32 protein-coding genes are annotated in these 21342 nt (G+C 40.8%); 16 read left to right on the plus strand and 16 right to left on the minus strand.

From position 1 onward, the window contains the following. Positions 1–126: 126 nt before the first annotated feature. The 5 genes from nadA (at position 127) to SYN7509_RS0207740 (ending at position 3221) form a co-directional block, all read left to right on the plus strand. Entirely contained in the window at positions 127–1095 is a 969-nt protein-coding gene (gene nadA / locus SYN7509_RS0207720; protein WP_009632156.1) for a quinolinate synthase NadA, read from the plus strand. Between the two features lie 180 nt (positions 1096–1275). After that, positions 1276–1473 carry a 50S ribosomal protein L35 gene (rpmI, locus tag SYN7509_RS0207725; protein WP_009632157.1) on the plus strand — a complete coding sequence of 66 codons (198 nt, stop codon included), beginning with the start codon at positions 1276–1278 and terminating at the stop codon, positions 1471–1473. A 21-nt stretch (positions 1474–1494) separates the two neighbouring features. Continuing rightward, on the plus strand, positions 1495–1848 hold the full coding sequence (gene rplT, locus SYN7509_RS0207730; protein WP_009632158.1) for a 50S ribosomal protein L20: 354 nt from the start codon (positions 1495–1497) through the stop codon (positions 1846–1848). Beyond that, positions 1849–2679, plus strand: coding sequence for a transporter substrate-binding domain-containing protein (locus SYN7509_RS0207735; protein ID WP_009632159.1), 831 nt, complete (start codon positions 1849–1851; stop codon positions 2677–2679). A 17-nt stretch (positions 2680–2696) separates the two neighbouring features. Further along, positions 2697–3221, plus strand: coding sequence for a tetratricopeptide repeat protein (locus SYN7509_RS0207740; RefSeq protein WP_009632160.1), 525 nt, complete (start codon positions 2697–2699; stop codon positions 3219–3221). A 66-nt stretch (positions 3222–3287) separates the two neighbouring features. Here the strand turns inward: SYN7509_RS0207740 and SYN7509_RS0207745 are convergent, their stop codons facing one another. Further along, positions 3288–3407 carry a photosystem II protein Y gene (locus tag SYN7509_RS0207745; protein ID WP_009632161.1) on the minus strand — a complete coding sequence of 40 codons (120 nt, stop codon included), beginning with the start codon at positions 3405–3407 and terminating at the stop codon, positions 3288–3290. A gap of 114 nt (positions 3408–3521) precedes the next feature. Beyond that, entirely contained in the window at positions 3522–4046 is a 525-nt protein-coding gene (locus SYN7509_RS0207750; RefSeq protein WP_009632162.1) for a gamma carbonic anhydrase family protein, read from the minus strand. A gap of 174 nt (positions 4047–4220) precedes the next feature. On the opposite strand from SYN7509_RS0207750, the gene SYN7509_RS0207755 reads away from it, so the two are divergent. The 7 genes from SYN7509_RS0207755 (at position 4221) to SYN7509_RS27530 (ending at position 8275) form a co-directional block, all read left to right on the plus strand. Continuing rightward, positions 4221–4727 carry a TIGR02652 family protein gene (locus tag SYN7509_RS0207755; protein ID WP_009632163.1) on the plus strand — a complete coding sequence of 169 codons (507 nt, stop codon included), beginning with the start codon at positions 4221–4223 and terminating at the stop codon, positions 4725–4727. Next, on the plus strand, positions 4727–5161 hold the full coding sequence (locus tag SYN7509_RS0207760) for a VOC family protein (RefSeq protein WP_009632164.1): 435 nt from the start codon (positions 4727–4729) through the stop codon (positions 5159–5161). The genes SYN7509_RS0207755 and SYN7509_RS0207760 overlap by 1 nt, the downstream gene beginning before the upstream one ends. An 81-nt stretch (positions 5162–5242) precedes the next feature. Continuing rightward, complete coding sequence (locus SYN7509_RS0207765; RefSeq protein WP_009632165.1) at positions 5243–5995, plus strand: energy-coupling factor ABC transporter permease; 753 nt, start codon at positions 5243–5245, stop codon at positions 5993–5995. Between the two features lie 3 nt (positions 5996–5998). Further along, positions 5999–6376 carry a PDGLE domain-containing protein gene (locus SYN7509_RS0207770; protein ID WP_009632166.1) on the plus strand — a complete coding sequence of 126 codons (378 nt, stop codon included), beginning with the start codon at positions 5999–6001 and terminating at the stop codon, positions 6374–6376. After that, entirely contained in the window at positions 6377–7153 is a 777-nt protein-coding gene (gene cbiQ / locus SYN7509_RS0207775) for a cobalt ECF transporter T component CbiQ (RefSeq protein WP_009632167.1), read from the plus strand. A gap of 18 nt (positions 7154–7171) precedes the next feature. Next, on the plus strand, positions 7172–7960 hold the full coding sequence (locus SYN7509_RS0207780) for an energy-coupling factor ABC transporter ATP-binding protein (protein ID WP_009632168.1): 789 nt from the start codon (positions 7172–7174) through the stop codon (positions 7958–7960). A gap of 126 nt (positions 7961–8086) precedes the next feature. Beyond that, a complete protein-coding gene (locus SYN7509_RS27530) occupies positions 8087–8275 on the plus strand; it encodes a hypothetical protein (protein ID WP_009632169.1) in 189 nt (62 codons plus the stop codon). A 17-nt stretch (positions 8276–8292) separates the two neighbouring features. Here SYN7509_RS27530 and SYN7509_RS30955 read toward each other — a convergent pair whose 3' ends face one another. Continuing rightward, positions 8293–9150 carry an AbrB-like transcriptional regulator gene (locus tag SYN7509_RS30955; RefSeq protein WP_009632170.1) on the minus strand — a complete coding sequence of 286 codons (858 nt, stop codon included), beginning with the start codon at positions 9148–9150 and terminating at the stop codon, positions 8293–8295. A 2-nt stretch (positions 9151–9152) separates the two neighbouring features. Continuing rightward, the gene (locus SYN7509_RS0207800) at positions 9153–9659 is read right to left on the minus strand and encodes a DUF4365 domain-containing protein (RefSeq protein ID WP_009632171.1); all 507 of its coding nucleotides are present in this window, start codon (positions 9657–9659) and stop codon (positions 9153–9155) included. 229 nt (positions 9660–9888) lie between these two features. On the opposite strand from SYN7509_RS0207800, the gene ilvA reads away from it, so the two are divergent. Further along, entirely contained in the window at positions 9889–11400 is a 1512-nt protein-coding gene (ilvA, locus tag SYN7509_RS0207805; protein ID WP_009632172.1) for a threonine ammonia-lyase, biosynthetic, read from the plus strand. Positions 11401–11438: 38 nt separating this feature from the next. On the opposite strand, the gene SYN7509_RS0207810 is transcribed toward ilvA, so the two are convergent. From SYN7509_RS0207810 to acnB, 12 genes are all read right to left on the minus strand, one after another. Further along, on the minus strand, positions 11439–12524 hold the full coding sequence (locus tag SYN7509_RS0207810; protein WP_009632173.1) for a nucleotidyltransferase domain-containing protein: 1086 nt from the start codon (positions 12522–12524) through the stop codon (positions 11439–11441). Between the two features lie 87 nt (positions 12525–12611). Then, the gene (locus SYN7509_RS0207815) at positions 12612–13415 is read right to left on the minus strand and encodes a DUF4351 domain-containing protein (RefSeq protein ID WP_009632174.1); all 804 of its coding nucleotides are present in this window, start codon (positions 13413–13415) and stop codon (positions 12612–12614) included. 158 nt (positions 13416–13573) lie between these two features. Beyond that, complete coding sequence (locus tag SYN7509_RS0207820; protein ID WP_009632175.1) at positions 13574–13879, minus strand: HigA family addiction module antitoxin; 306 nt, start codon at positions 13877–13879, stop codon at positions 13574–13576. 25 nt (positions 13880–13904) lie between these two features. After that, a complete protein-coding gene (locus SYN7509_RS0207825) occupies positions 13905–14198 on the minus strand; it encodes a type II toxin-antitoxin system RelE/ParE family toxin (protein ID WP_009632176.1) in 294 nt (97 codons plus the stop codon). 99 nt (positions 14199–14297) lie between these two features. Next, entirely contained in the window at positions 14298–14666 is a 369-nt protein-coding gene (locus tag SYN7509_RS0207830) for a VOC family protein (RefSeq protein WP_028954172.1), read from the minus strand. 159 nt (positions 14667–14825) lie between these two features. Then, positions 14826–15275: a DUF433 domain-containing protein gene (locus tag SYN7509_RS30960; RefSeq protein ID WP_009630734.1), complete on the minus strand. Its 450-nt coding sequence runs from the start codon at positions 15273–15275 to the stop codon at positions 14826–14828. Continuing rightward, positions 15262–15474 carry a hypothetical protein gene (locus SYN7509_RS0207845; RefSeq protein WP_009630735.1) on the minus strand — a complete coding sequence of 71 codons (213 nt, stop codon included), beginning with the start codon at positions 15472–15474 and terminating at the stop codon, positions 15262–15264. The genes SYN7509_RS30960 and SYN7509_RS0207845 overlap by 14 nt, the downstream gene beginning before the upstream one ends. A 141-nt stretch (positions 15475–15615) precedes the next feature. Beyond that, positions 15616–15948 carry a hypothetical protein gene (locus SYN7509_RS0207850; RefSeq protein ID WP_009630736.1) on the minus strand — a complete coding sequence of 111 codons (333 nt, stop codon included), beginning with the start codon at positions 15946–15948 and terminating at the stop codon, positions 15616–15618. A gap of 31 nt (positions 15949–15979) precedes the next feature. Next, complete coding sequence (locus tag SYN7509_RS0207855) at positions 15980–16321, minus strand: hypothetical protein (protein WP_009630737.1); 342 nt, start codon at positions 16319–16321, stop codon at positions 15980–15982. A 107-nt stretch (positions 16322–16428) separates the two neighbouring features. Beyond that, on the minus strand, positions 16429–16668 hold the full coding sequence (locus SYN7509_RS0207860; RefSeq protein ID WP_009630738.1) for a type II toxin-antitoxin system HicA family toxin: 240 nt from the start codon (positions 16666–16668) through the stop codon (positions 16429–16431). After that, positions 16661–16927, minus strand: coding sequence for a type II toxin-antitoxin system HicB family antitoxin (locus tag SYN7509_RS0207865; protein ID WP_009630739.1), 267 nt, complete (start codon positions 16925–16927; stop codon positions 16661–16663). Before SYN7509_RS0207865 ends, SYN7509_RS0207860 begins: the two co-directional genes overlap by 8 nt. 68 nt (positions 16928–16995) lie before the next feature. Beyond that, a complete protein-coding gene (gene acnB / locus SYN7509_RS0207870; protein ID WP_009630740.1) occupies positions 16996–19605 on the minus strand; it encodes a bifunctional aconitate hydratase 2/2-methylisocitrate dehydratase in 2610 nt (869 codons plus the stop codon). A 159-nt stretch (positions 19606–19764) separates the two neighbouring features. Here acnB and SYN7509_RS0207875 point away from each other — a divergent pair, with 159 nt between their 5' ends. Genes SYN7509_RS0207875 through SYN7509_RS0207885 form a run of 3 tightly spaced genes read left to right on the plus strand, consistent with a single transcriptional unit; the run spans position 19765 to position 21324 of the window. Continuing rightward, positions 19765–20088 carry a 2Fe-2S iron-sulfur cluster-binding protein gene (locus SYN7509_RS0207875; protein ID WP_009630741.1) on the plus strand — a complete coding sequence of 108 codons (324 nt, stop codon included), beginning with the start codon at positions 19765–19767 and terminating at the stop codon, positions 20086–20088. A 10-nt stretch (positions 20089–20098) separates the two neighbouring features. Continuing rightward, on the plus strand, positions 20099–20284 hold the full coding sequence (locus SYN7509_RS0207880) for a hypothetical protein (RefSeq protein ID WP_009630742.1): 186 nt from the start codon (positions 20099–20101) through the stop codon (positions 20282–20284). Next, positions 20281–21324: a DUF3326 domain-containing protein gene (locus SYN7509_RS0207885; protein WP_009630743.1), complete on the plus strand. Its 1044-nt coding sequence runs from the start codon at positions 20281–20283 to the stop codon at positions 21322–21324. The genes SYN7509_RS0207880 and SYN7509_RS0207885 overlap by 4 nt, the downstream gene beginning before the upstream one ends. Positions 21325–21342 lie beyond the last annotated feature (18 nt).

Here is a 21342-nt window from a genome sequence, read left to right on the forward strand (position 1 = left end):
TTTTCCTTGCCTGTCTTTCCCTAGGATAGGAAACCTCAATCTATTTTGACAGAAAAAAGTCCCACAGCTAGTTTTGGTAAAAACTACTATAATTAAATTTAGAACTGATTAAGCTATTTAAAACCTGTGTTTACAACTGCCCTTGCTCAAAAAAGTCCCGCTAATGAGTTACCTATAGATTTATTTGCAGCAATTTCCGATCTTAAAAAAGAGTTAAATGCTGTAATTTTAGCTCACTACTACCAAGAACCGGATATTCAAGATGTCGCCGATTATATTGGCGATTCTTTAGGACTTTCCAGACAAGCCGCTAGTACAAATGCCGATGTAATTGTCTTTGCTGGCGTTCATTTTATGGCAGAGACGGCAAAAATTCTCAATCCCAATAAATTAGTATTATTACCAGACTTAGATGCTGGCTGTTCGTTGGCTGATAGTTGTCCGCCGCAAGAGTTTGCCGCTTTTAAAGCTGCTAACCCGGATCATTTAGTCATTTCCTACATTAACTGCACTGCCGAAATTAAGGTGATGAGCGATATTATTTGCACAAGTTCTAACGCTGTGCAAATTGTCAAGCAAATTCCCGAAACTCAGCCGATTATTTTTGCACCCGATCGCAATTTGGGACGTTACGTGATGGAACAAACCGGGCGAGACTTGCTACTGTGGCAAGGTAGCTGTATTGTTCACGAAACTTTTTCCGAACGAAAGCTAGTTGAATTAAAAATTGCTCATCCCGAAGCGGAAATAATTGCTCATCCCGAATGCGAGACAAGCGTACTGCGCCACGCTAACTATATAGGTTCTACTACAGCTTTACTCAAATACTGTACAAAATCCTCGGCAAAAGCCTTTATCGTTGCCACCGAACCGGGGATTATTCACCAAATGCAAAAAGACGCTCCCGGCAAGCACTTTATCCCTGCACCCCCGATAAATAACTGTGCTTGTAATGAATGCCCATATATGCGGCTAAATACTTTAGAAAAGCTGTATTTAGCGATGAAAAACCGCACGCCAGAAATAACTATGTCTGAGGAAGTTAGATTAGCAGCACTCAAGCCTATGCAACGAATGCTAGAAATGAGCAAGTAAATTAACAAAACATAGAATCTGTTTTATTTGCCTCAAATTGTCTGTATTAGAGGAAATGCGTTTAGCTGTTCTCAAGCCTAGGCAACGAATGCTAGAAATGAGCAAATTAAAATACAGAATCTATTTTATTCGTCGTAAGTTGTATATAATTATAGATTGCGTCCTTATTGCAGTCTGTATATGCCTAAACTAAAAACTCGCAAAGCCGCCTCCAAGCGCTTTCGCGCTACTGGTACTGGTAAAATTGTCCGCCGCAAAGCTGGCAAAAACCACTTACTTCAACACAAATCGTCAGACAAAAAGCGTCGCTTCTCTCAAATGGCAGTAGTAGACGAAAGCGACGCTAAAAATGTCCATTTAATGCTGCCATATTTGTAAATAACTAAGGATAAATAAACTATGACACGGGTAAAACGCGGTAATGTAGCCCGCAAACGCCGCAAGAAAATTCTTAAACTAGCTAAAGGATTTCGCGGTTCTCACTCTACGCTGTTTAGGACGGCAAACCAACAGGTAATGAAAGCCTTGCGGAGTGCTTATCGCGATCGCAAAAAACGCAAGCGTGATTTTCGCCGTCTATGGATTGTCCGTATCAACGCCGCCGCCAGACTTCATGGAGTTAGCTACAGCCAACTGATGGGCAATTTGAAAAAGGCTAATATTGGTATCAACCGTAAAATGCTGGCACAAATGGCAATACTAGATCCCACAGGTTTTAGCAAAGTTGCCGAAATGGCAAGCCAAGTTAAGTAGATGCAGCTAAAAGGCAAAAGGATAGTTATATTCCTGATTGCTTTTTACTGCGGTTTTTTGAGTTTTTGCGGTGCTTGTAGCGCCGCCGAACTTAAAGAAATTCAACGCCGAGGCTACCTAACGGTGGCTGTAAAAGATAATTTGCGTCCTTTGGGCTTTCGAGATGGTCAGGAGAATTTGCAAGGCTTAGAGATTGATTTAGCTAGGCGTTTGGCACAAGATTTGTTAGGCAAGCCAGAATCTGTAAAGTTGCAACCAACAGAAAATAATTTGCGGCTTTCGGCAGTTTTAGAAGATAAAGTAGATATTGCGATCGCAGATTATACCGCTACCGAGTCTCGCGCCCGATTGGTCAGCTTTAGTTTGCCTTACTATTTTGACGGTACAGCTTTAATTACCAAAGATGCCGCCATCCAAAAATTAAGCGATGTGGTTAGAGGCAAAATTGCAGTTATTAATGGTTCTAGTACCATAGCCAGCATCCGTTACTTGTTACCACAAGTGCAGTTAGTGGGTGTTGATAGCTATCAAGCTGGGAAAAAACTATTAGAAGCCAACGGTGCAGTAGCTTTTGCGGGGGATGCCAGCGTGTTGACGGGCTGGAAGCAGCAAAACGAGCAATATAGACTTTTACCTAGTTTAATTGGCGCAGAACCCCTTGCTGTAGTCATGCCGAAAGGATTGCAGTACGATGAGTTACGCAGACAAGTTAACTATGCGATCGCTCGTTATGTATCTGAAGGTTGGCTAGAAGAGAGAGTTAATTATTGGGGTTTACCTAATTCTATTTCTAGATTAAGAAGTGGCAAGATGGAACAAGACGTAAACTGAAACTATATTTTTTAAAAATGGATAATTTACCAGTTGTATATCTTTCAATTTTATTAATTGTGCTGCTAGGTAGTGGTGTATTTGTGTTTCGCCAGGTGTTGAAAACCCGCAAAACCGAAAATGCCCTAGGAAGACTACAGAAAAAACTTAGTAAAGATAAGGGGACGGTTCAAGAGTGTTACGAGTTGGGCAGTATATATCTAGAGAAGAAATTGTACTCCCAGGCGATCGCCCTATTTCAAAAAGCTATCAAAGCCGCCGAACAAGAAACTGAGGAAAATATCGCCCCAATTTATAACGGTTTGGGCTATGCGGCTTTTTCTCAAGAACAGTACGACTTAGCAATTCGTCACTACAAGGAAGCTTTGAAGGAAAACCCAGATTACATTTTTGCTCTCAATAACTTAGGTCATGCTTACGAAAAGAAAAGTTTAATGACTCCAGCATTGGAAACTTACGAGCAAGTATTAAAGTCTGAGCCAAATAATACCACTGCCAAACGTCGCGCTGAATCCATCCGCAAACGATTAGTTACCTCTTAAACACCATAAAAAACCGACTGCTCTATTACGCAGTCGGTTTTTAGCTTAAATATCGCTATTTTGGGCTTATTTCTCTAAAAAGCCTTGAATTTGTCTAATAGCTGCGGGCGCAATATTGAAAACTGCCCAACTTGCGGCGGCAATTAGTGGTAATAAAACTATGGCTACGCGAAAATCAATATCCATCTGATTGTTATCCTCTCTTATTTAGAGATTAAAGTTTTTTAGAGTAGTTCTCATTTTTTATTTTTAGCTGAAACAGGCAAATAAGCTAGACCTTTTACCGATAAATGTTTTTAATTAATCTGTTGTCACTGTAAAACCCATATCTGTACCCTTGCCAGCGTGAACTAAAGCTAACTTTTTGTAACGCTCTGCGTGTTCTATAAGTTCGGCGACAGTTTGGGGAGAATTTTCTTTAATCGGTTTTCCCGGTACGCCGACAACTAACGAAAAAGGCGGGACATCTTTAGTTACAACCGATCCCGCACCAATAATACTACCCGTACCGACTCGCACACCGTCCAAAATTATCGCCCCAATTCCAATTAAACAACCTCGTTCGATATAAGCGCTGTGAATTACCGCCCGATGTCCAACAGTAACAAAATCCTCTAGAATGGTTGGCTTGCCAGGATCTCCATGCAAAATTGCCCCATCTTGAATATTAGTACATTCCCCAATTTCAATTCGCTCTACATCGCCGCGAACTACTGCGCCATACCAAATACTCGCCCCGGTAGCTATTTTAACTTTACCAATAACCACAGCATTAGCCGCAACAAAAGCAGCTAGAGAAAGATCGGGCGCGGGGAAGTAAGACATAATAGACAACAGCAGCGAATAGATTTCCAGGAAAATAGTTGTAAAGGCTCAAAATGCAGCGCTTTAAGCACGATATCATAGTGCTAACCTCCCAGCAGGCAAAGCGATACAGAGGCAGCAATGACACAAAACCACTGGCGCTAGTGAAGAAGTAACTATGCTGATAAGCACTTCATGATCAACTCAAGCTTACAATATCCAATTTTTGGCCCAGAAATTCAGTGTCCCCATTGTCGCCAAACCGTCCCGGCGCTGACACTAACAGATACTTATTTATGTACTCGTCATGGTGCTTTTGAAGCTGACCCCAAAACCGGGGAATTAGTACACCTCCAATCTGGTCGTCATTGGAAACAATGGGGCGATGAGTGGTATAGACAACATACCCATCCTGACGGGATCAGATTTGAAATTCATGAAGCTTTAGATCGACTTTATACTCAAGGCTTCCGCGCGACAAAAGTAATTATTGCTTGGCGTTATCAAGAATTAATTAGCGGCTATTTAGAACGTAGCACCCCTTGGCGGGGACAATCAGACCAGTTTCCCAAACTTTACGGATTACCTGTAGATTTTAGTCCCAATCCCGAAGCAGATGCGCGTTGGGAAGTAATTAATTTTGACCTAGAAAAAGAGCCTGGTGTTCCAGTACGTTATCCTTATTTTCGCTTGTTTGAGTAATGCACCACGTTTCTATTCGTACTGGAAATATTCATAAAGCGATCGCATTCTACGAATTACTAGGCTTTACTGTAGGCGATCGCTTTACAACTGGCTACACTCTAGCTTGTTGGATGGAAGGCTTGCAGGGACGTATTGAATTGATCCAAATTCCTCAACCTCACCCTGCCCCTGATGCTTTTAACGATGAGCATTATGTTGGTTATTATCATTTGTCTTTTGACTTAACCGAGACTGCACCAGACTTGACCGATTGGTTAAACTCTTTGCAACAGCGTTTTGCTAAAGCGCACCAAGAACAGCCAGAACAATATTCGCCGTTAAAGATACTATTACCGCCAGAACAGCAGCAAATCGGCAATTCTATCTATGAAGTTGCCTTTATTGCCGATATTGATAACTTACCTTTAGAATTTATCCGCAAATTGAATTGAATTATGCCCCCCCAGAGGATTGCATTTTAATTAAAATATAGCTTTGATTAAGAAAAATTCATATTTGGTTAGAGAGTAAATTTGTTAACTACAGTTACAGGCAGTTTATTGTCTTCAACCTTTTTGGATTGGACAATTACGCCGCATTTAGCCTTACACATTCCTGATGGGTTTTTAAACTTACCTGTGATCCTTGTCACCTCCTTGGCAGCGCTAGGGTTAATTGCTTTAGCTCTAAATCGAGTACAGGCAGAATATCAGGAAAAAGCTGTACCTTTGATGGGAGTTTGTGCAGCGTTTGTATTTGCGGCACAAATGATTAATTTTCCCATTCCCGGCGGTACTTCCGGTCACTTACTCGGTGGAACTTTAGCAGGTGCTGTGTTAGGCCCTTGGGCTGGTTCTTTGGTGATGACAGTAGTGTTTATCGTCCAAAGCGTGATGTTTCAAGATGGCGGCTTGACAGTTTTGGGAGCAAATATTTTTAATATGGGCTTGGTGGGTACGTTTGGCGGCTATTACCTCTACAAAGTAATTAGACTTGCCATTGGGAGAAATAAACTATCGGGCTTAGTCGTAGGATCTGCTGTAGCATCCTGGACGAGCGTTGTCGCGGCGGCAGCGATCGCAGCACTACAATTAGCCATTTCTGGTACTGTACCCTTGTCTGTAGCTTTAACAGCTATGGCTTCTTGGCACGTAATTATTGGGATTGGCGAAGCACTAATTACTGTAGTTGCCCTATCTTCTATTTGGCGGACTCGACCAGATTTATTTTACGATCCCCCCCGCAGAACTAGGGTTACAGCCTCTCGTCCAGTTTCTAGGTATTAATTTATGAATAATAATAATGTGCGATCGCGCAATCTTGGCTTTACCATTGCAGGCTTAGGGGTTGCTCTCCTAATTGCTATATTTCTTTCTCCTTTAGCTAGTCAAAACCCTGATGGTTTAGATAGAGTTGCCCAAGACTTGAAGTTTGAAGATAAAGCTTTAGAAGATACACTGGCTCGTAAAACGCCTTTTGCTCAGATATTTGATGAATATGCATTTATTGGCGTACCAGAAAGCGTTGCGACTCCAATAGCCGGATTAGTAGGAACTTTAGCAGTGTTTGGTTTAGCTTGGGGAATTGGCAAAATTGCTGTGCGGGGTTCATCTCCAAAAAACGAGCAGTTGCCTTACTCCGACGATTCAGACTCGCAAAGGCACTAAATGCTGTTACACGTTGGCGCTTTTAAGCTAGATATCGATAGCAAACATCGTACACCTTGGCACGCGATCGCCCCTCGTACCCGCTTGCTGTGCGCCTTACTATTTGTATTTGCTGTAGTTTTGACACCTAACGGACATTGGCAAACTTGGGCAGTTTATGGGTTAGGTTTATTGAGTTTAATTTTGCTTAGTCGCATTACTATTGCCGTACTGTTGAAGCGTTTGGTAGTAGAATTTGCCTTTGTGGGTGTAGTGCTGATTGGTACGTTATTTCGGGAAGGAGGACAAGTAATTTGGTCTTGGGGAATATTAAAAATTACCACCGTAGGACTAACTATTTTGGCAAGCGTCAGCATCAAGGCAATGCTGTCGTTAACAATATTAAATCTACTAACGCTGACAACTTCTATCCCCGCAATCTTGAACGGGATGAAAGAATTACGCATTCCGCCCTTACTGGTGGCAACTTTAGCCTCCATGTACCGCTACATTGGCGTGTTGATTGCCGAGTTTGAGGCGATGCGACGGGCTGCATTGTCACGCAACTTGATGAATAGCAATCGTTCTATCCGTTTAGTAGTGGGTAATACTATTGGAGCGTTATTTATTCGCACCTACGAGCGCGGAAATCGCATACATCAGGCGATGCTGTCACGAGGTTATCAAGGAATCCCACCAATGGAAGAAATAGCCCCAGGTGGAAAAAAAGACATTGTAGCCTTGACTTTAACTTTGCTACTGGCACTGCTAGGGCAGGTCATTTACTTGCGAACATAATTATTATCTGTTGTCTCAATGCACCATAATCCGATCGCAATTCAAAACCTTAGCTATGTTTACCCCGATGGAACGCAAGCACTACAAGGAATTAATTTATCTATTGCTGCTGGCGAACGAGTAGCATTAATTGGGGCTAATGGTTCGGGAAAATCTACCTTACAATTGCATCTCAACGGGATAATTTTGCCTCAAGAAGGAGAAGTAATTATTGGTGAGTGGTCAGTAAAAACAGAAAACTTGCGCTCTATTCGTAATTTTGTGGGTTTGGTGTTTCAAAACCCCGATAATCAGCTATTTATGCCTACAGTTTGGGAAGATGTGGCTTTTGGTCCTATGAATTTAGGCTTGCGCGGTACAGAACTAAAAAAGCGAGTATTTGGCGCTATGCACGCCGTAGATATCGATCCTGAATGGTATGGACAAAGATGTACAGAAAACTTGTCTGGGGGGGAGAAAAAACGTATTGCGATCGCCGGGGTACTAGCAATGCAGCCGCAAATCTTGGTATTTGACGAACCATCGGCGCAGTTAGATCCGCGATCGCGTCGTCAACTAATTGAATTATTGCAAACATTGCCTTTAACACAGTTAATTGCTACTCATGATTTGGATTTAGCCTTAGAAATATGCGATCGCACAGTGGTACTCAGTCAAGGAAAAGTAGTATTTGATGGCGAAACAGTGCAAGTAATGAGCGATCCTGATTTTCTCCATCAACACGCTTTAGAATCGCCTCTTAGTTACAGTCGCCCTTATTGTTTGTTGGAACATTCCCCAGTTAAGAAGTCTTACTCTTTGAGTTAGAGGTAGAATGCGATCGCACAGGCAGCAAAAGGAGAAAATGCGATCGCTGTTCAAATTCCCGCCCAAACAAACCTTGTATATGCAGCTATTTATGAGGGTGCAACAGCTTTATTACCAGACAGTTTAATGACAGTAGAAGCTTGGCAACAAACCTTAGAAACTTGGCAAACACCGTATCAATTAGTTAAAGCGGAAAATGGTTTAGGGGCAACAGTTGTAAGTGTTTTAGAGATTGCCGAATCTCAATGGCAACAAGGGAAATATCCTAATTGGATAGATGCCGTACCTTTTTACGGTCAATCCCCTGTAAGCTGAGTCTTGTTTCTGGGTCGTTAAGTGCGATCGCTTTGATTAATAGGTTGCTTATTTCCTGTCCTTTCAAGATGACACAGAAGAATTTGTTTGGAACTAAGTTTGACTTCAAATTCATCACCAGGCTTTAGCCCCATTATCTGAGTGTACTTGGCACTGATTGTAATTTGACCGCGTTTATCTACCCTACCGCGATACGGTGCTTGTATACCGAGATTTTTTCGACGAGACAAGAGAATTTGCTTAGAACTAAGTTTGACTTCAAATTCATCACCAGGCTTTAGCCTTATTGCCTGAGTATACCTGGCACTGATTATAATGTTACCGTGTTTATCCACCCTACCGCGATACGGTGCTTGCCGAGTGCGCTTTTCTCTTATTTTCTGATTTATCTCCACAGCCTTCATAGCAGAAGAATTACTAAATAGCCTTGGAAATTCTTGTTTTGATAAGTAAAAAAAGTTAATATTTTTTTGAACTAGAGATTCTACTTTTGAAGGATAAGAAGCTGATCTTACTGCTTCAATAATCTTTTGGATTAGAGATTTTGCTTTTGAAGGATTAGAAGCTGATTTTATTGCTTCAATAAAATTATTTTCTGATTGAATCGCCGCTATAGTTTCCTGCGATGATGTATCTTCGCTCGCAGCTAATAATTTAATTGCTTTATCTAATAATATTGAACTATCCCAAAAAGTAGCAGAACTAGGCAGAATTAGCTGGACTGGTCTATCTAGCTCGTCAGTTGAACGTTGAAACAGTATTATGTTCTGATTTGGATGAGGAACTTGCTGCCATCCAATTTTTTGTGCATAAGATATAGTCTTTTCCAACAATAAGTTGTCAAAATGAGGAGTATCAGACAGTAATTTATCCATAGCTAAAACTCTCCTGTTTTAACTTTATTGAGTAAGGCGATCGCTGATTCTGGTGTTAGCAGATTCTGTTGAGGGATATAAATCGTTTTCCCTACCTTATTTGATGTACGCAAGCCAGTGGGATAATACCAGTAGCATCCTCCTCCTATTGTGACTTTTGTTTCCACACACTCCAACCATTGCTCTCGGTTTTTGGGTAAAGTTAAAAGAATTAGAATACAAGGTACAGCACCGTTTGCGCCCATCTGAATTAGATCGTTGTAGGTTTTTGCTTCTAGGTTATAGATAATTTTATCTTCTTTTTGTTGCCACTGGATTGATGCCTTGAGTTGATAGTGCAATGAAAAACCTGACTGGCAATGTCTTCCATTAATAATACTAACCTCACTAAAAGTACCGTCAATACCATAATCAAATTCGGTTCTTGATATGATTAAGCCAGACTTTGCGGCAATTGCTTGGACGCAAGCACGACTCAATCCTTCTTCAATGTGCTGCTCTGTGATCACTATTGATTAAATTTTGCTCTAAGTGACTTGACTGAATTAGAGCATTATCAACTATAAAATGCTTATTGCTATACTTACGCCATCACGAAAGCGTAATCTTTGTAAGTTTCGGTGCGATCGCAAATGCTAATAACGCCTTTGAAGCTTGCGATATAATTTACTGTTTCTCTCCACCGATCGCACCTATCAGTAAAGTAAAATTATCTCCCACCCTGCCTTTACTAACCCCATGCTTTGCGACTACTTAGTACAGATTCTCACCGCCCGCGTTTATGATGTTGCCCAAGAAACGCCCTTAGAATACGCCCCCAACTTGTCAACGCGATTAAATAACAAACTTTTGCTGAAACGCGAAGATATGCAATCTGTCTTCTCTTTCAAGCTGCGGGGTGCTTACAACAAAATGGTAGGACTCTCGCCCGATAAACTAGCCAAAGGAGTAATTGCCGCCTCTGCCGGAAATCATGCCCAAGGAGTGGCTTTATCTGCCCGTCAGCTAGGAACTAAAGCTATTATTGTCATGCCCATAACTACGCCCCAAGTTAAGGTAGATGCGGTAAAAGCGCGGGGTGGCGAGGTTGTATTGCATGGCGATACTTATGACGATGCTTATAGTTATGCGCGTCAAATAGAAGCAGAAAGAGGTTTAACTTTTATTCATCCTTTTGATGACCCTGATGTAATTGCCGGACAAGGTACGATTGGGATGGAGATTTTGCGCCAGTACCAGCAGCCTATTCATGCGATTTTTGTGGCGATTGGTGGTGGTGGGTTAATTTCTGGGATTGCGGCGTATGTAAAAAGGTTGCGTCCAGAAATTAAGATTATTGGGGTTGAACCTGTAGATTCTGATGCAATGAATCAATCGCTAAAAGCAGGTAAAAGGGTAAGGTTGTCTCAGGTTGGTTTATTTGCTGATGGGGTGGCGGTGCGGGAAGTTGGCGAAGAAACTTTTAGACTATGCCAGCAATACGTTGATGAGATTATTTTGGTTAATACTGATGCTACTTGTGCAGCAATTAAAGACGTATTTGAGGATACAAGGTCAATTTTAGAACCTGCGGGGGCATTGGCGATCGCTGGGGCGAAACTTTATGTTGAACGAGAGCAAATTGAAAACCAAACCCTAGTTGCGGTTGCTTGCGGTGCAAACATGAATTTTGACAGACTCCGGTTTGTAGCCGAAAGAGCAGAATTAGGAGAACGTCGAGAGGCTATTTTCGCGGTGGCGATTCCTGAAGCGCGGGGAAGTCTGCGTAAGTTTTGTGAAGGTTTGGGAAGGCGCAACTTAACGGAATTTAGTTATCGGATTGCAGACGAAAAAGAAGCACATATTTTTGTAGGCGTACAAATTCAAAACCGCGCGGATGCTGCTTTGATGGTAGAAAACTTTGAAGCCCATGGATTCAAAACTATAGATTTAACTGATGATGAATTAACAAAATTGCATTTACGGCATATGGTAGGAGGGCGATCGCATTTAGCCGATAATGAATTAATATATCGCTTTGAGTTTCCCGAACGTCCCGGCGCATTAATGAAATTTGTGGGTTCTATGAGTCCCGATTGGAATATTAGCTTATTTCACTACCGCAACAACGGCGCAGATTACGGGCGAATTGTTGTAGGCGTACAAGTTCCCCCCGATGAGATGCAACAATGGCAAGCATTTCTCGATAATTTGGGCTATCAGTATTGGGATGAGAATAACAACCTGGCATACAAGCTATTTTTAAGATAATAATTGTTTACCATCCTTCCCTTTCTCCCAATTACCCATTACCACCCTTGCATTTCTACCAATTCTATGCAGAGATTATCAATCTTTTGCAAATTTGGACTATGAGGTAAAGTTGATTGTTGCATAGCTTCATCCATTTGAGCGATTAAATCTTCTGCCATTTTCATGACTTCTTCGTAAGTATACGCGCCTTGCAAAATAGCTTTTAATTCGTCTACATCTCCGGCTACTTGGCGATTGACAATTACTTTACCTTGGCGCAATATTTCTAAACCACAACGCAACAATCTAATACAGTGCATTCCATGCTTTAAATCAAAACCCGATTGTTTTTCCATTTCTGCTCTTTTCGGATTTCTATTTTGCTGCCATGACAAATAAGCTTTCCACTCGCGCATTGCTCCTTGATACTTCTGGCTTTTTTGTAATAGGCGAATAAAATCAGCGCGACTATTAGTTAATTTTTGCGTATATGCTAAAGTTTCATCGGGCAAAGTATGCTGTTTTAACATACCTTTAAAATCAATATCCGCCGTGAGTAATTGATATAATTCTTCGGCTTCTTCTAAAAATTCAATTCGTCCTCTAACTAAGTTATACAAATATTCTAAAAAAGCATTTAATTCGTCTTTAGTTAATGGATCTTCTAGGATGCCAAAATCTGCGGGTAAAGGCTTATTTTCTGGTGGATGTAACAACCATTTACGATGAGTTTCTATTTTTTTGATTTGAGCAAAAGCATAGCCAGAATAAGTATGTTTAACCTTTTTGCTGAGAAATAATTGTCTATGTTCAATTAAATATTCTCCTACTTCTGTAAGAAAAGGATAATTATCTAACCATAGCAATTCTAATACATTAGGATTTGCCGCCGCTAGTAATTGAACAACTTTTTTTAACTCGTAAATAACCGTATCTTCATTACCATCTATAAACGGAAATATTCCTTCTTCATTCCAACCGCTATCTTTTTGTTCTATAGAATTAAATCCTAAATAGTATTCTTTTGGCGCAATAAACACGCCACGATAATCATAATCTGATTTAGGATGATTCAATCCGTAAGCATGACTACCAGCTAAACCCACAAAAATAGCTCTTTCTTCAACCTCTTTTCTTTTCATTTTTTTGCGTCTAAAACTTTAGATGCGCGATCGCACTATCAAGTTATCTTAAACAATATGCGCTTGCTATATGGAAAAGCGATCGCATTACCCTAGCCAAGTTTCCAAATCTGTAATACTGGTAAAATCTAATAAAGATTCCCCCAAAGCCTCTAATCTTTCCAGACTTAGATTACTCACTTTTGCCGTTATTTCTAGCGATAAACTACCCAACTTCCGGGTAAGCAATTTGAAAACTAATGTTTTTTCTCCATCGGTGCGACCTTCGCGTAAAATAGATTGATACATGGTAGACTCGCGCATCGCCGGACTCCTCATTAATTGTCGGATTGTCTGCTCCTCTAATTCTAACCCTGCTAAGATGCTTGTAGCTGCTACTAAATTACTCTGTTCTCTAGAATCAGCAATTCGCTCTAGTTGATTTACCACTTGCGCTAACACGCTTTCCTTATCTGCTGCGCTGCTTAATACTGCATAAGGTAATAATCCTGGGGTTCTCAAAAACACCTCTACTGGTTCTTCCCATAACCGAATTGTGCGAAACTGATGAGTCATTACAGGCGTTACATATCGTTCTTGTCTAACTAAGTTTGAATTTGTCTTTTTTAAATAAATGACTACTTGTTGAATAGTTTGTTGGGGAAACTTACGTTTTAGACGCAAGTAATAATCCGCCATCCGAAAGGGCATTGTTTCATCGCCAAAAGTTTGAAACTCTGTGTGCAGGATAACGGTACTCGATTGCAGTAACATTACTGAATCGGCTCTAATGGGTTCTACATTTAGTTCGGTAGGATTAATGGTAGTTAGACTAATTGCGTCACCTAATAACCAAGCTGCAAAATCATTAGAATACTGTTCGATCAGAAACTTTGAGATATTATCTATCACTGGTAGATCATTAGATGTAACTTAAAGCGATCGCATTTAAGACTGATGTAAAATCAATCTATTACCATCAGGATCGCACGCATAAATTTCTTTACCGTGAGAAGCTATAACAATCTCCCCCGTTGGTGGGTAGCCTATATTAGTTAAATGCGCGATCTCTACTTTTTCATTAACGGTTTGATGTTTTCTAACGCATCTGCTTCCTTCTGTTGTGCATGATATAAATCCCATCGCAGTTGAAGATTTAACCAGAAGTCAGGGGACATTTGAAAAAACTTAGCTAAACGTAGCGCAGTTCTAGGCGTAATTCCTCGGCGACCATTAATAATTTCATTAATTCGTTGGTAAGGAACTCTAAGCTCTTGAGCGAGAGTAACTTGAGTTATATTCATCGGCTCTAAAAACTCCGCTTTCAACATTTCTCCGGGATGCGTCGGAACTCTATGGGTAGGAATACGAATCATCTGGGTTTCCTATAAGTGGATGTGTTTAGTGATAATCAACAATTTCAACATCTTCTGCGCCGTTTTGTGTCCAAATAAAGCAGATACGATATTGGTCATTAATCCGAATGCTGTATTGACCTTGGCGATCGCCCTCTAATGCTTCCAATCTATTTCCTGGTGGAACGCGAAGCTCATTTATTTCAACGGCGGAGTCGATTTGATCTAACTTTCTAAATGCAACGCTGTATAGGGTTTGAGGACAGGTTTTACGTGCAGACTTTGTATTTTCGCCATTAAAAATATCCTCCGTGCCTACATTTTTAAATGACACTATCATACTAACACTCTATCACGGTTATCATGCTATTATGTAATCATGTCTCTAGCTGTATCTGGCATTCCAATATTTCTCAATACTGCGGAAAAGCGATCGCATTTAAGACTGATGTAAAATCAATCTATTCCCATCAGGATCGCACGCATAAATTTCTTTACCGTGAGAAGCTATAACAATCTCCCCCGTTGGTGGGTAGCCTATATTAGTTAGATGCGCGATCACACTTTCCAAATCTTTCACCTCTAAACACAAGCTCATCCTACTACTTTGACTACTCGCAAACTCAGATTCTTTGCTTTGCTGCGGCTGAAAAATACCCAAGCGCAAGCCAGAGATTTCAAACTCAGCATACACATTTTCTCGATAAATCTGCGGTTCTTGTTGCCATAACTCTGTATAAAACAACACGAGCTTATCTAAGTTGCTAGTTGCCAAAGTTACAAAAGCAGCAGTGTAATTAGATAACATTAGGTTCAACCTGTCTATAGGTAAGTGCTTATAAAGTAACGTGAGTTCGACAGAATTAAAAAATAGCAGGAAGTAGTACAGGTAAGCCTTTTGGCTAAATTTCAATAGACGGTTTTTTCGGCAAATAGTATAAGATGCTAAACCTACCATCAAAATTATTTAAACATTTAGCGGATATACTTTTTCTGTCTTTAAAGCATTGCTTGCATAGCTCAAACAAGCTTTTATATCTTCTTGTGTTATTCCTAGATGATTTTTTAGTATGTCTGCTTCTAACCATCCTTGAGCTAAAAGCTCGACAATAAATTCTATGGACAGACGAATACCTTTAATTACTGACTTTCCTGCCAATATCTCTGGATTAATAATAATGCGGTCTTGCCAATCCATGTTATCTACCTTACCTTTCATTGCGACCCCAATCCGATAATCACCTACACGAATCTTATATTTATCTATATAACCAGTCATTTTTTCAATATATCCTAGTGCAAAAGGATTTTCTGACTCTAGTTCGGCAAATACAATAGGTTCGACACGGGTTTGAATTTCTAATGGTAAAGTAGCCAAATCTTTTAAAAATCGCTTAGTATATTCAACTTTCCACATTACTATCCTTTAGCAATTGATAAAACTTTAAAGCTTCATTTTTAGCAAGTTGTTCCTCGTTATGAGTTTCATCCATTAGTTTTACTAAACCATAATTTTCGAGAATTTCCTCAATTTGCTCAAACTCAGCAATGGGAATTTGTACAGCTATAGGTTGCTGCTGTTCGTTTAAAACATAATTTTTGTGAATTTCAAGCATTGTATTACTTGTCTAATGGTTGACTATAGTAGTTTATCAATAATTAAGCGATCGCACTTTTAGATAAGGATGCGATCGCTGTGAAGTTTTTTATTTTAGAGTATCGTTATAGTCACTTAGTATTCTAAATAACCAATAAATTCAATAACAGTCGCCTTCAAAGTCGTAGGTTGGCAAGTCAGTTTCAAATTCTGACATTTGCTGTTGATATAGAAGTAAATATTCATGTACTGAATCAGTTGTGACTTGCAACCATGTAGTAGCACCCTCAAAAGAGTTTCTTACTACTTCCATTCGTTCTTGAATATTTCTTAGATCGTATGTTTTCTGCTTTAGTAATGTTAGATTACCTTGTTTATCTAGAGGATAGCGAAATGTTATACCTCCAGGATCTAATCGATGAATATCTAATATAGTTTCGCATATACTTTCTTTAAAGCCAACTTCACTTATTAATCGTAATTTTTCAGTCAAGTATTTTAATACCGTTTTTAAACAGTGGGTGTCAAGCTAGCTTATTTTTAACTCTTTTTTTAAGTTCTCCATAATTCGATTCAATTTCTTTAAGGACATCATAAGCATCCTCTACCTTATCTATTAAATCCTTCAAACTTAACTCTATGTAATGTCTGTAGTTAAAAACGACCGGGAAAAACAGCATATCTCTATCTCTATCTCTATCTCTATCTCTGTTTCTATCACTAGCTAAAGCCGAATTAACTAAAATATTAGCAGCTTTGTAATAACCGTGAATGTGATTATTTGAGCCTAGTAAGTAATTTCCACCTGCTATTGCTTCATTTTGCCAATTCTTCTTTGTTGATGAAATAAAAGTTTTGTTTATCATAAGGTTGTAATAACGATCTGAATACTCTATTTTAAATGACTTAAGTATGTTATGGAAATTTAAATTGGCAATAGATACTTAAATCTTGCTTAAATTATTTTTTGCAATTATTCTAAAAAGCTTTCAATTTCTTCATTTGTAAAGCCAAATTGTCTACAAATGCGTAACACATAAGCAGGTGACATTTCTCCTGCGCCTATATCTATAGGAACGACTTTTCGCACTGCATCAATTTCATGAGTATATAAGCAATGGTCGCCTTTCCCTTGTCTATAAAATGTACAGCCTGCTTTTTCCAAAAGCTTAATCAATTCTCTAGGTTTAAGAGAAGGTATATTTTTAGGCATAAACCTTTCTCAATTCATAGGACTCTGAATCGTTTTGTCGATCTTCTACCATTAGAAACTCGTGCAGTTCTTCTATAGAAATAGGGGCAGTATAAATATTATTTTCAATTGCCCGAACAGCTTGAAAAGACTCAATGGCTTCTTTTAACTTATCAATGGCTTCTTGTTGATTTTTTCCTTGTCCTACAATTCCATTTTCTAGGCATAAGCTAACCCAATAGCCTGCACTTTGTCTAATTACTGCTGTATAAAACTCCATAGATTTCACTCGTTATTATTCAAATGTAGCAAGGTAGTTTATCAAAGTACCCTGCTACTTATTATCGACTAGCGCAGCGTACCTGCGGGGATGCCTAAAATATCCTCAATGCGAGGCATTTCTTCTAAGGGAATTACTCGCCCTTCGTCTTCAAAATTGGCGATTTGGTCAAAGTTCAGATAGCGGTACAAATTGTCAGCAAAAGGATTAATTTTATTTGCTACAACCTGCATATATTCCTGTACTGTGGGAATCCGCCCTAACATTGCACAAACAGCAGCAAGTTCCGCCGAACCAAGATAAACTTGCGCTCCTTTACCCATGCGGTTATTAAAGTTGCGCGTTGAAGTGGAAAATACGGTTGTTCCATCTCCTACCCGTGCCTGATTGCCCATACACAAGCTGCATCCCGGCATTTCTGTTCTCGCACCCGCCGCGCCAAAGGTGCTGTAAACTCCTTCTTCTTTTAGCTGATGTTCGTCCATCCGCGTTGGGGGACAAATCCATAGTCGAGTTTTTACAGGGGGTTCGCCTTCTAATACTTTGGCTGTAGCGCGGTAATGACCAATATTTGTCATGCAAGAACCGATAAATACTTCCTGCACCGCATCCCCTGCTACTTCTGATAGTAGTTTGACATTATCCGGGTCATTGGGGGCAGCAACAATTGGCTCTTTAATTTCGTTCAAGTCAATCTCAATAATCTCTGCGTACTCTGCATCGCTATCAGCTTCCATTAGTATGGGATTTGCTAACCACTGTTCCATTTTGGCGACGCGACGCATAATAGTACGAGCATCTTCATAACCCCGCGCTACCATATTTGTCATTAAGGCAATATTAGAACGCAGATATTCTGATACTGTTTCTATATTTAGCTTAATCGTACATCCCGAACACGATCGCTCGGCAGTGGCATCAGTTAGTTCAAAAGCTTGTTCTACCTTCAAGTCGGGCAATCCTTCTATCTCCATAATCCGCCCAGAGAAGATGTTTTTCTTATTCTCTTTAGATACCGTTAATAAGCCTTTTTGGATGGCTATATAAGGAATTGCGTTCACAATATCTCGCAGGGTTACTCCCGATTGCAATTCCCCCTTAAACCTGACTAACACTGATTCCGGCATATCTAAAGGCATCAATCCCAACGCCCCAGCAAAGGCTACTAAACCCGAACCTGCGGGGAAGGAAATACCCAAGGGGAAACGGGTATGAGAGTCGCCGCCAGTACCTACAGTATCGGGTAATAGCATTCGATTTAGCCAAGAGTGAATAATTCCATCTCCAGGACGTAACGCAACGCCGCCCCGTTCTGCCATAAAATCGGGTAATTCGTGATGAGTTTTAATGTCTACAGGCTTGGGATAAGCGGCGGTATGACAGAAGCTTTGCATGACTAAATCTGCGCTAAAACCAAGACAAGCAAGTTCTTTAAGTTCATCGCGGGTCATGGGCCCTGTGGTATCTTGAGAACCTACCGTAGTCATAATTGGTTCGCAGGATGTACCGGGGCGCACTCCTACGAGTCCGCAAGCTTTACCGACCATTTTTTGCGCTAATGTGTAGCCTTTCCCTGTATCTACGGGCGAACGAGGACGAATAAATATAGAACTAGGTTCAATTCCTAACGCTGCTCTAATTTTGTCCGTCAAACTGCGCCCAATTAGTAGCGGGATACGTCCCCCAGCGCGGACTTCATCGGCAATTGTATCGGGTTGGAGGTTGAAAGTTGAAATTACTTCTCCGGATTCGTTAACAACTTCACCTTTGTAGGGATAGATAGTAATAATCATCCCGGTTTCTAGCTGAGAAACATCGCATTGAATCGGTAAAGCGCCGGAGTCTTCGGCGGTGTTGAAAAAGATAGGAGCGATCGCACTTCCCAATATATACCCACCAGAACGCTTATTTGGCACGTAGGGTATATCTTGCCCAATATGCCACAATACAGAATTTATAGCAGATTTGCGCGACGAACCCGTCCCCACTACATCGCCTACATAGGCTACAGGATGCCCTTTAAGCTTCAATTCCTTAATAATTTCTAACGCCCCCGGCATTTTTGATTCCAGCATTACCAAAGCGTGCATCGGAATGTCTGGGCGGGTTGTGGCGTGAGGTGCGGGGGAAAGATCGTCGGTATTTGTTTCTCCCGGTACTTTAAATACCGTTACAGTAATTTTTTCCGCTAAAGGGGGGCGATTTGTAAACCATGTAGCATCCGCCCAAGCTTCAATTACTTGTTTAGCATAGGTATTAGTTTCTGCTAGGTCAAAAACATCGTGGAAAGCATCATAAACTAAGACTGTATGACTAAGCGCTTTTACCGCCGCTTTTGCTATTTCCTCGTTATCAGAAGACAGCAAATCTACCAAGCTTCGGACGTTATAGCCGCCAAGCATAGTTCCTAATAATTCTATGGCGTAGATAGGCGAAACTAAAGGGCTGCTAATTGCTCCTTTGGCAATTCCCGTCAAAAATCCAGCTTTTACATAGGCTGCGGGATCTACTCCTGGGGAAATGCGATCGCGCAATAAATGTAATAATGTTTCTTTCTCCCCTACTGGTGGCGCTTTCAGTAGTTCGCACAACTGGGATGTCTGCGGCGCATCCAATGGTAATGGGGGAATATTTAACGCCGCTCTTTCGGCGGTATGTTGGCGATATTCTTCAAGCATTCTATATAAATCCTCTCTTTATTTTGTTTCTACTGCCAGATTAGCGCTGCTGCTAACATCAATACGGTTTGTCATGATACTTCTAAAACTAAATCCCTAGGAAGTCGCGGTACAATTATTTTTTAAAGCTGTAAGGGCGCTACTCCTAACTGTTTCTATATGCCTCAAACTTACACCGTTCAAATTCTCCACGCCGGAACAACTCATACTATCCAAGTTCCCGAAGACCAAATTATCCTTAAAGCTGCCGATGCTGCGGGTTTGGGGTTGCCAAGTTCTTGTAATGCGGGGGTTTGTACTACCTGTGCTGCCCAAATTTTAGAAGGAACTGTAGAACAAAGCGAGGGTATGGGTATTAGCCTTGAACTTCAAAAAGAAGGCTATGCTTTGCTTTGTGTTTCCTATCCTCGTTCTGACTTGAAAATTGAGACAGAAAAAGAAGACCGAGTTTATCATTTACAATTTGGTCAGTTCCAACAATAGCTCTTAATTTATGACTACTCACTTTATCACCGCCGAAATTAACCTAGAAGAAACCCCCACCCAACTCCACAAAGCCATTGAGTCAGAATTGGCAAAACAGGGAGAACCTTTGCGTTGGGCGATCACATCGGTAAATATGCAAAAGCAAACTGTGATCGTTGAAGCCGTTGTTACCTTAGAATCACCTCGCGAGTGAATCATCCTTACACTGCTATTTTAATTATACCAACGGGAATTGGTGCGGCAATTGGCGGTTATGCTGGAGATGCTTTGCCCGTTGCTCGTGCGATCGCCTCAGTATGCGATCGCCTAATTACTCACCCAAATGTCCTCAATGGCGCTCAATTATACTGGTCAATGCCTAATGTTCTCTATGTAGAAGGTTATGGACTTGACAAGTTTGCTGCTTCTGCTTGGGGTTTGCATCCAGTGCGGCAAAATCGGATTGGGTTAATTCTCGACAAGGGAATTGAACCAGAATTGCAAGTTAGACAACTCCAAGCCGCCGAAGCTGCTAGAGCAACTTTAGGACTATCTCTAACGGATTACGTGATTACCGATACTCCTTTAAATGTAGAATTACGTACCTCAGCATCGGGGGCAAGTTGGGGAACTATAGAAAATCCCGATAGTTTGTTACGAGCGGCGCAAAAATTAATTGATATAGGGGCAAATGCGATCGCAGTTGTAGCCCGTTTCCCCGATGATATCGATAGCACCGCTCTAGAACAGTATCGTCACGGGCAAGGAGTAGATCCTTTAGCGGGGGCGGAAGCCGTTATTAGTCACTTAATAGTTAAAACCTTTAAAATCCCTTGCGCTCACGCTCCAGCCTTATTACCACTGCCCATCGACCCCAATATATCACCGCGATCGGCGGCGGAAGAATTAGGTTATACCTTTTTGCCCAGCGTGCTTGTCGGTTTAAGTCGCGCTCCTAGATTTACAAGCGATCGGCGCGATATTTGGGCAAAGGAAGTTGATGCTGTCATCGTACCTGCAACCGCCTGTGGTGGCAGCGCTATTTTAAGCTTAAGCAATAGCACTGCTCAAATAATTACCGTGAGCGACAATCATACTAAAATGCTCGTTCCTCCAGCACCTCTGGGGATTAAAGCAATTCAAGTAAACTCTTATTTAGAAGCCGTTGGAGTGCTAGTAGCTCATAAAGCAGGCGTAGATTTAGCTAGTTTTAGCCCCACTATTTCACCTTTAAACTGTTTATTAACTATGTAAAAAATTAACTTTAAGTTG

This window comes from Synechocystis sp. PCC 7509 (genome assembly GCF_000332075.2).
GTDB lineage: Bacteria > Cyanobacteriota > Cyanobacteriia > Cyanobacteriales > Chroococcidiopsidaceae > Aliterella.

Coding starts and splice junctions, on each gene's coding strand:
- SYN7509_RS0207745 (WP_009632161.1), bottom strand. CDS start 3,407: ATGGATATTGATTTTCGCGTAGCCATAGTTTTATTACCACTAATTGCC.
- SYN7509_RS27530 (WP_009632169.1), top strand. CDS start 8,087: ATGACAGTAGAAGCTTGGCAACAAACCTTAGAAACTTGGCAAACACCG.
- SYN7509_RS0207875 (WP_009630741.1), top strand. CDS start 19,765: ATGCCTCAAACTTACACCGTTCAAATTCTCCACGCCGGAACAACTCAT.
- rplT (WP_009632158.1), top strand. CDS start 1,495: ATGACACGGGTAAAACGCGGTAATGTAGCCCGCAAACGCCGCAAGAAA.
- SYN7509_RS0207810 (WP_009632173.1), bottom strand. CDS start 12,524: ATGAAAAGAAAAGAGGTTGAAGAAAGAGCTATTTTTGTGGGTTTAGCT.
- SYN7509_RS0207880 (WP_009630742.1), top strand. CDS start 20,099: ATGACTACTCACTTTATCACCGCCGAAATTAACCTAGAAGAAACCCCC.
- rpmI (WP_009632157.1), top strand. CDS start 1,276: ATGCCTAAACTAAAAACTCGCAAAGCCGCCTCCAAGCGCTTTCGCGCT.
- SYN7509_RS0207755 (WP_009632163.1), top strand. CDS start 4,221: ATGATCAACTCAAGCTTACAATATCCAATTTTTGGCCCAGAAATTCAG.
- SYN7509_RS0207760 (WP_009632164.1), top strand. CDS start 4,727: ATGCACCACGTTTCTATTCGTACTGGAAATATTCATAAAGCGATCGCA.
- SYN7509_RS0207845 (WP_009630735.1), bottom strand. CDS start 15,474: ATGCTTGAAATTCACAAAAATTATGTTTTAAACGAACAGCAGCAACCT.
- SYN7509_RS0207855 (WP_009630737.1), bottom strand. CDS start 16,321: ATGATAAACAAAACTTTTATTTCATCAACAAAGAAGAATTGGCAAAAT.
- SYN7509_RS0207735 (WP_009632159.1), top strand. CDS start 1,849: ATGCAGCTAAAAGGCAAAAGGATAGTTATATTCCTGATTGCTTTTTAC.
- SYN7509_RS0207865 (WP_009630739.1), bottom strand. CDS start 16,927: ATGGAGTTTTATACAGCAGTAATTAGACAAAGTGCAGGCTATTGGGTT.
- SYN7509_RS0207780 (WP_009632168.1), top strand. CDS start 7,172: ATGCACCATAATCCGATCGCAATTCAAAACCTTAGCTATGTTTACCCC.
- SYN7509_RS0207770 (WP_009632166.1), top strand. CDS start 5,999: ATGAATAATAATAATGTGCGATCGCGCAATCTTGGCTTTACCATTGCA.
- SYN7509_RS0207750 (WP_009632162.1), bottom strand. CDS start 4,046: ATGTCTTACTTCCCCGCGCCCGATCTTTCTCTAGCTGCTTTTGTTGCG.
- SYN7509_RS30960 (WP_009630734.1), bottom strand. CDS start 15,275: ATGTGGAAAGTTGAATATACTAAGCGATTTTTAAAAGATTTGGCTACT.
- SYN7509_RS30955 (WP_009632170.1), bottom strand. CDS start 9,150: ATGGATAAATTACTGTCTGATACTCCTCATTTTGACAACTTATTGTTG.
- acnB (WP_009630740.1), bottom strand. CDS start 19,605: ATGCTTGAAGAATATCGCCAACATACCGCCGAAAGAGCGGCGTTAAAT.
- SYN7509_RS0207830 (WP_028954172.1), bottom strand. CDS start 14,666: ATGTTATCTAATTACACTGCTGCTTTTGTAACTTTGGCAACTAGCAAC.
- SYN7509_RS0207820 (WP_009632175.1), bottom strand. CDS start 13,879: ATGATTCGTATTCCTACCCATAGAGTTCCGACGCATCCCGGAGAAATG.
- SYN7509_RS0207740 (WP_009632160.1), top strand. CDS start 2,697: ATGGATAATTTACCAGTTGTATATCTTTCAATTTTATTAATTGTGCTG.
- cbiQ (WP_009632167.1), top strand. CDS start 6,377: ATGCTGTTACACGTTGGCGCTTTTAAGCTAGATATCGATAGCAAACAT.
- SYN7509_RS0207825 (WP_009632176.1), bottom strand. CDS start 14,198: ATGATAGTGTCATTTAAAAATGTAGGCACGGAGGATATTTTTAATGGC.
- ilvA (WP_009632172.1), top strand. CDS start 9,889: ATGCTTTGCGACTACTTAGTACAGATTCTCACCGCCCGCGTTTATGAT.
- SYN7509_RS0207860 (WP_009630738.1), bottom strand. CDS start 16,668: ATGCCTAAAAATATACCTTCTCTTAAACCTAGAGAATTGATTAAGCTT.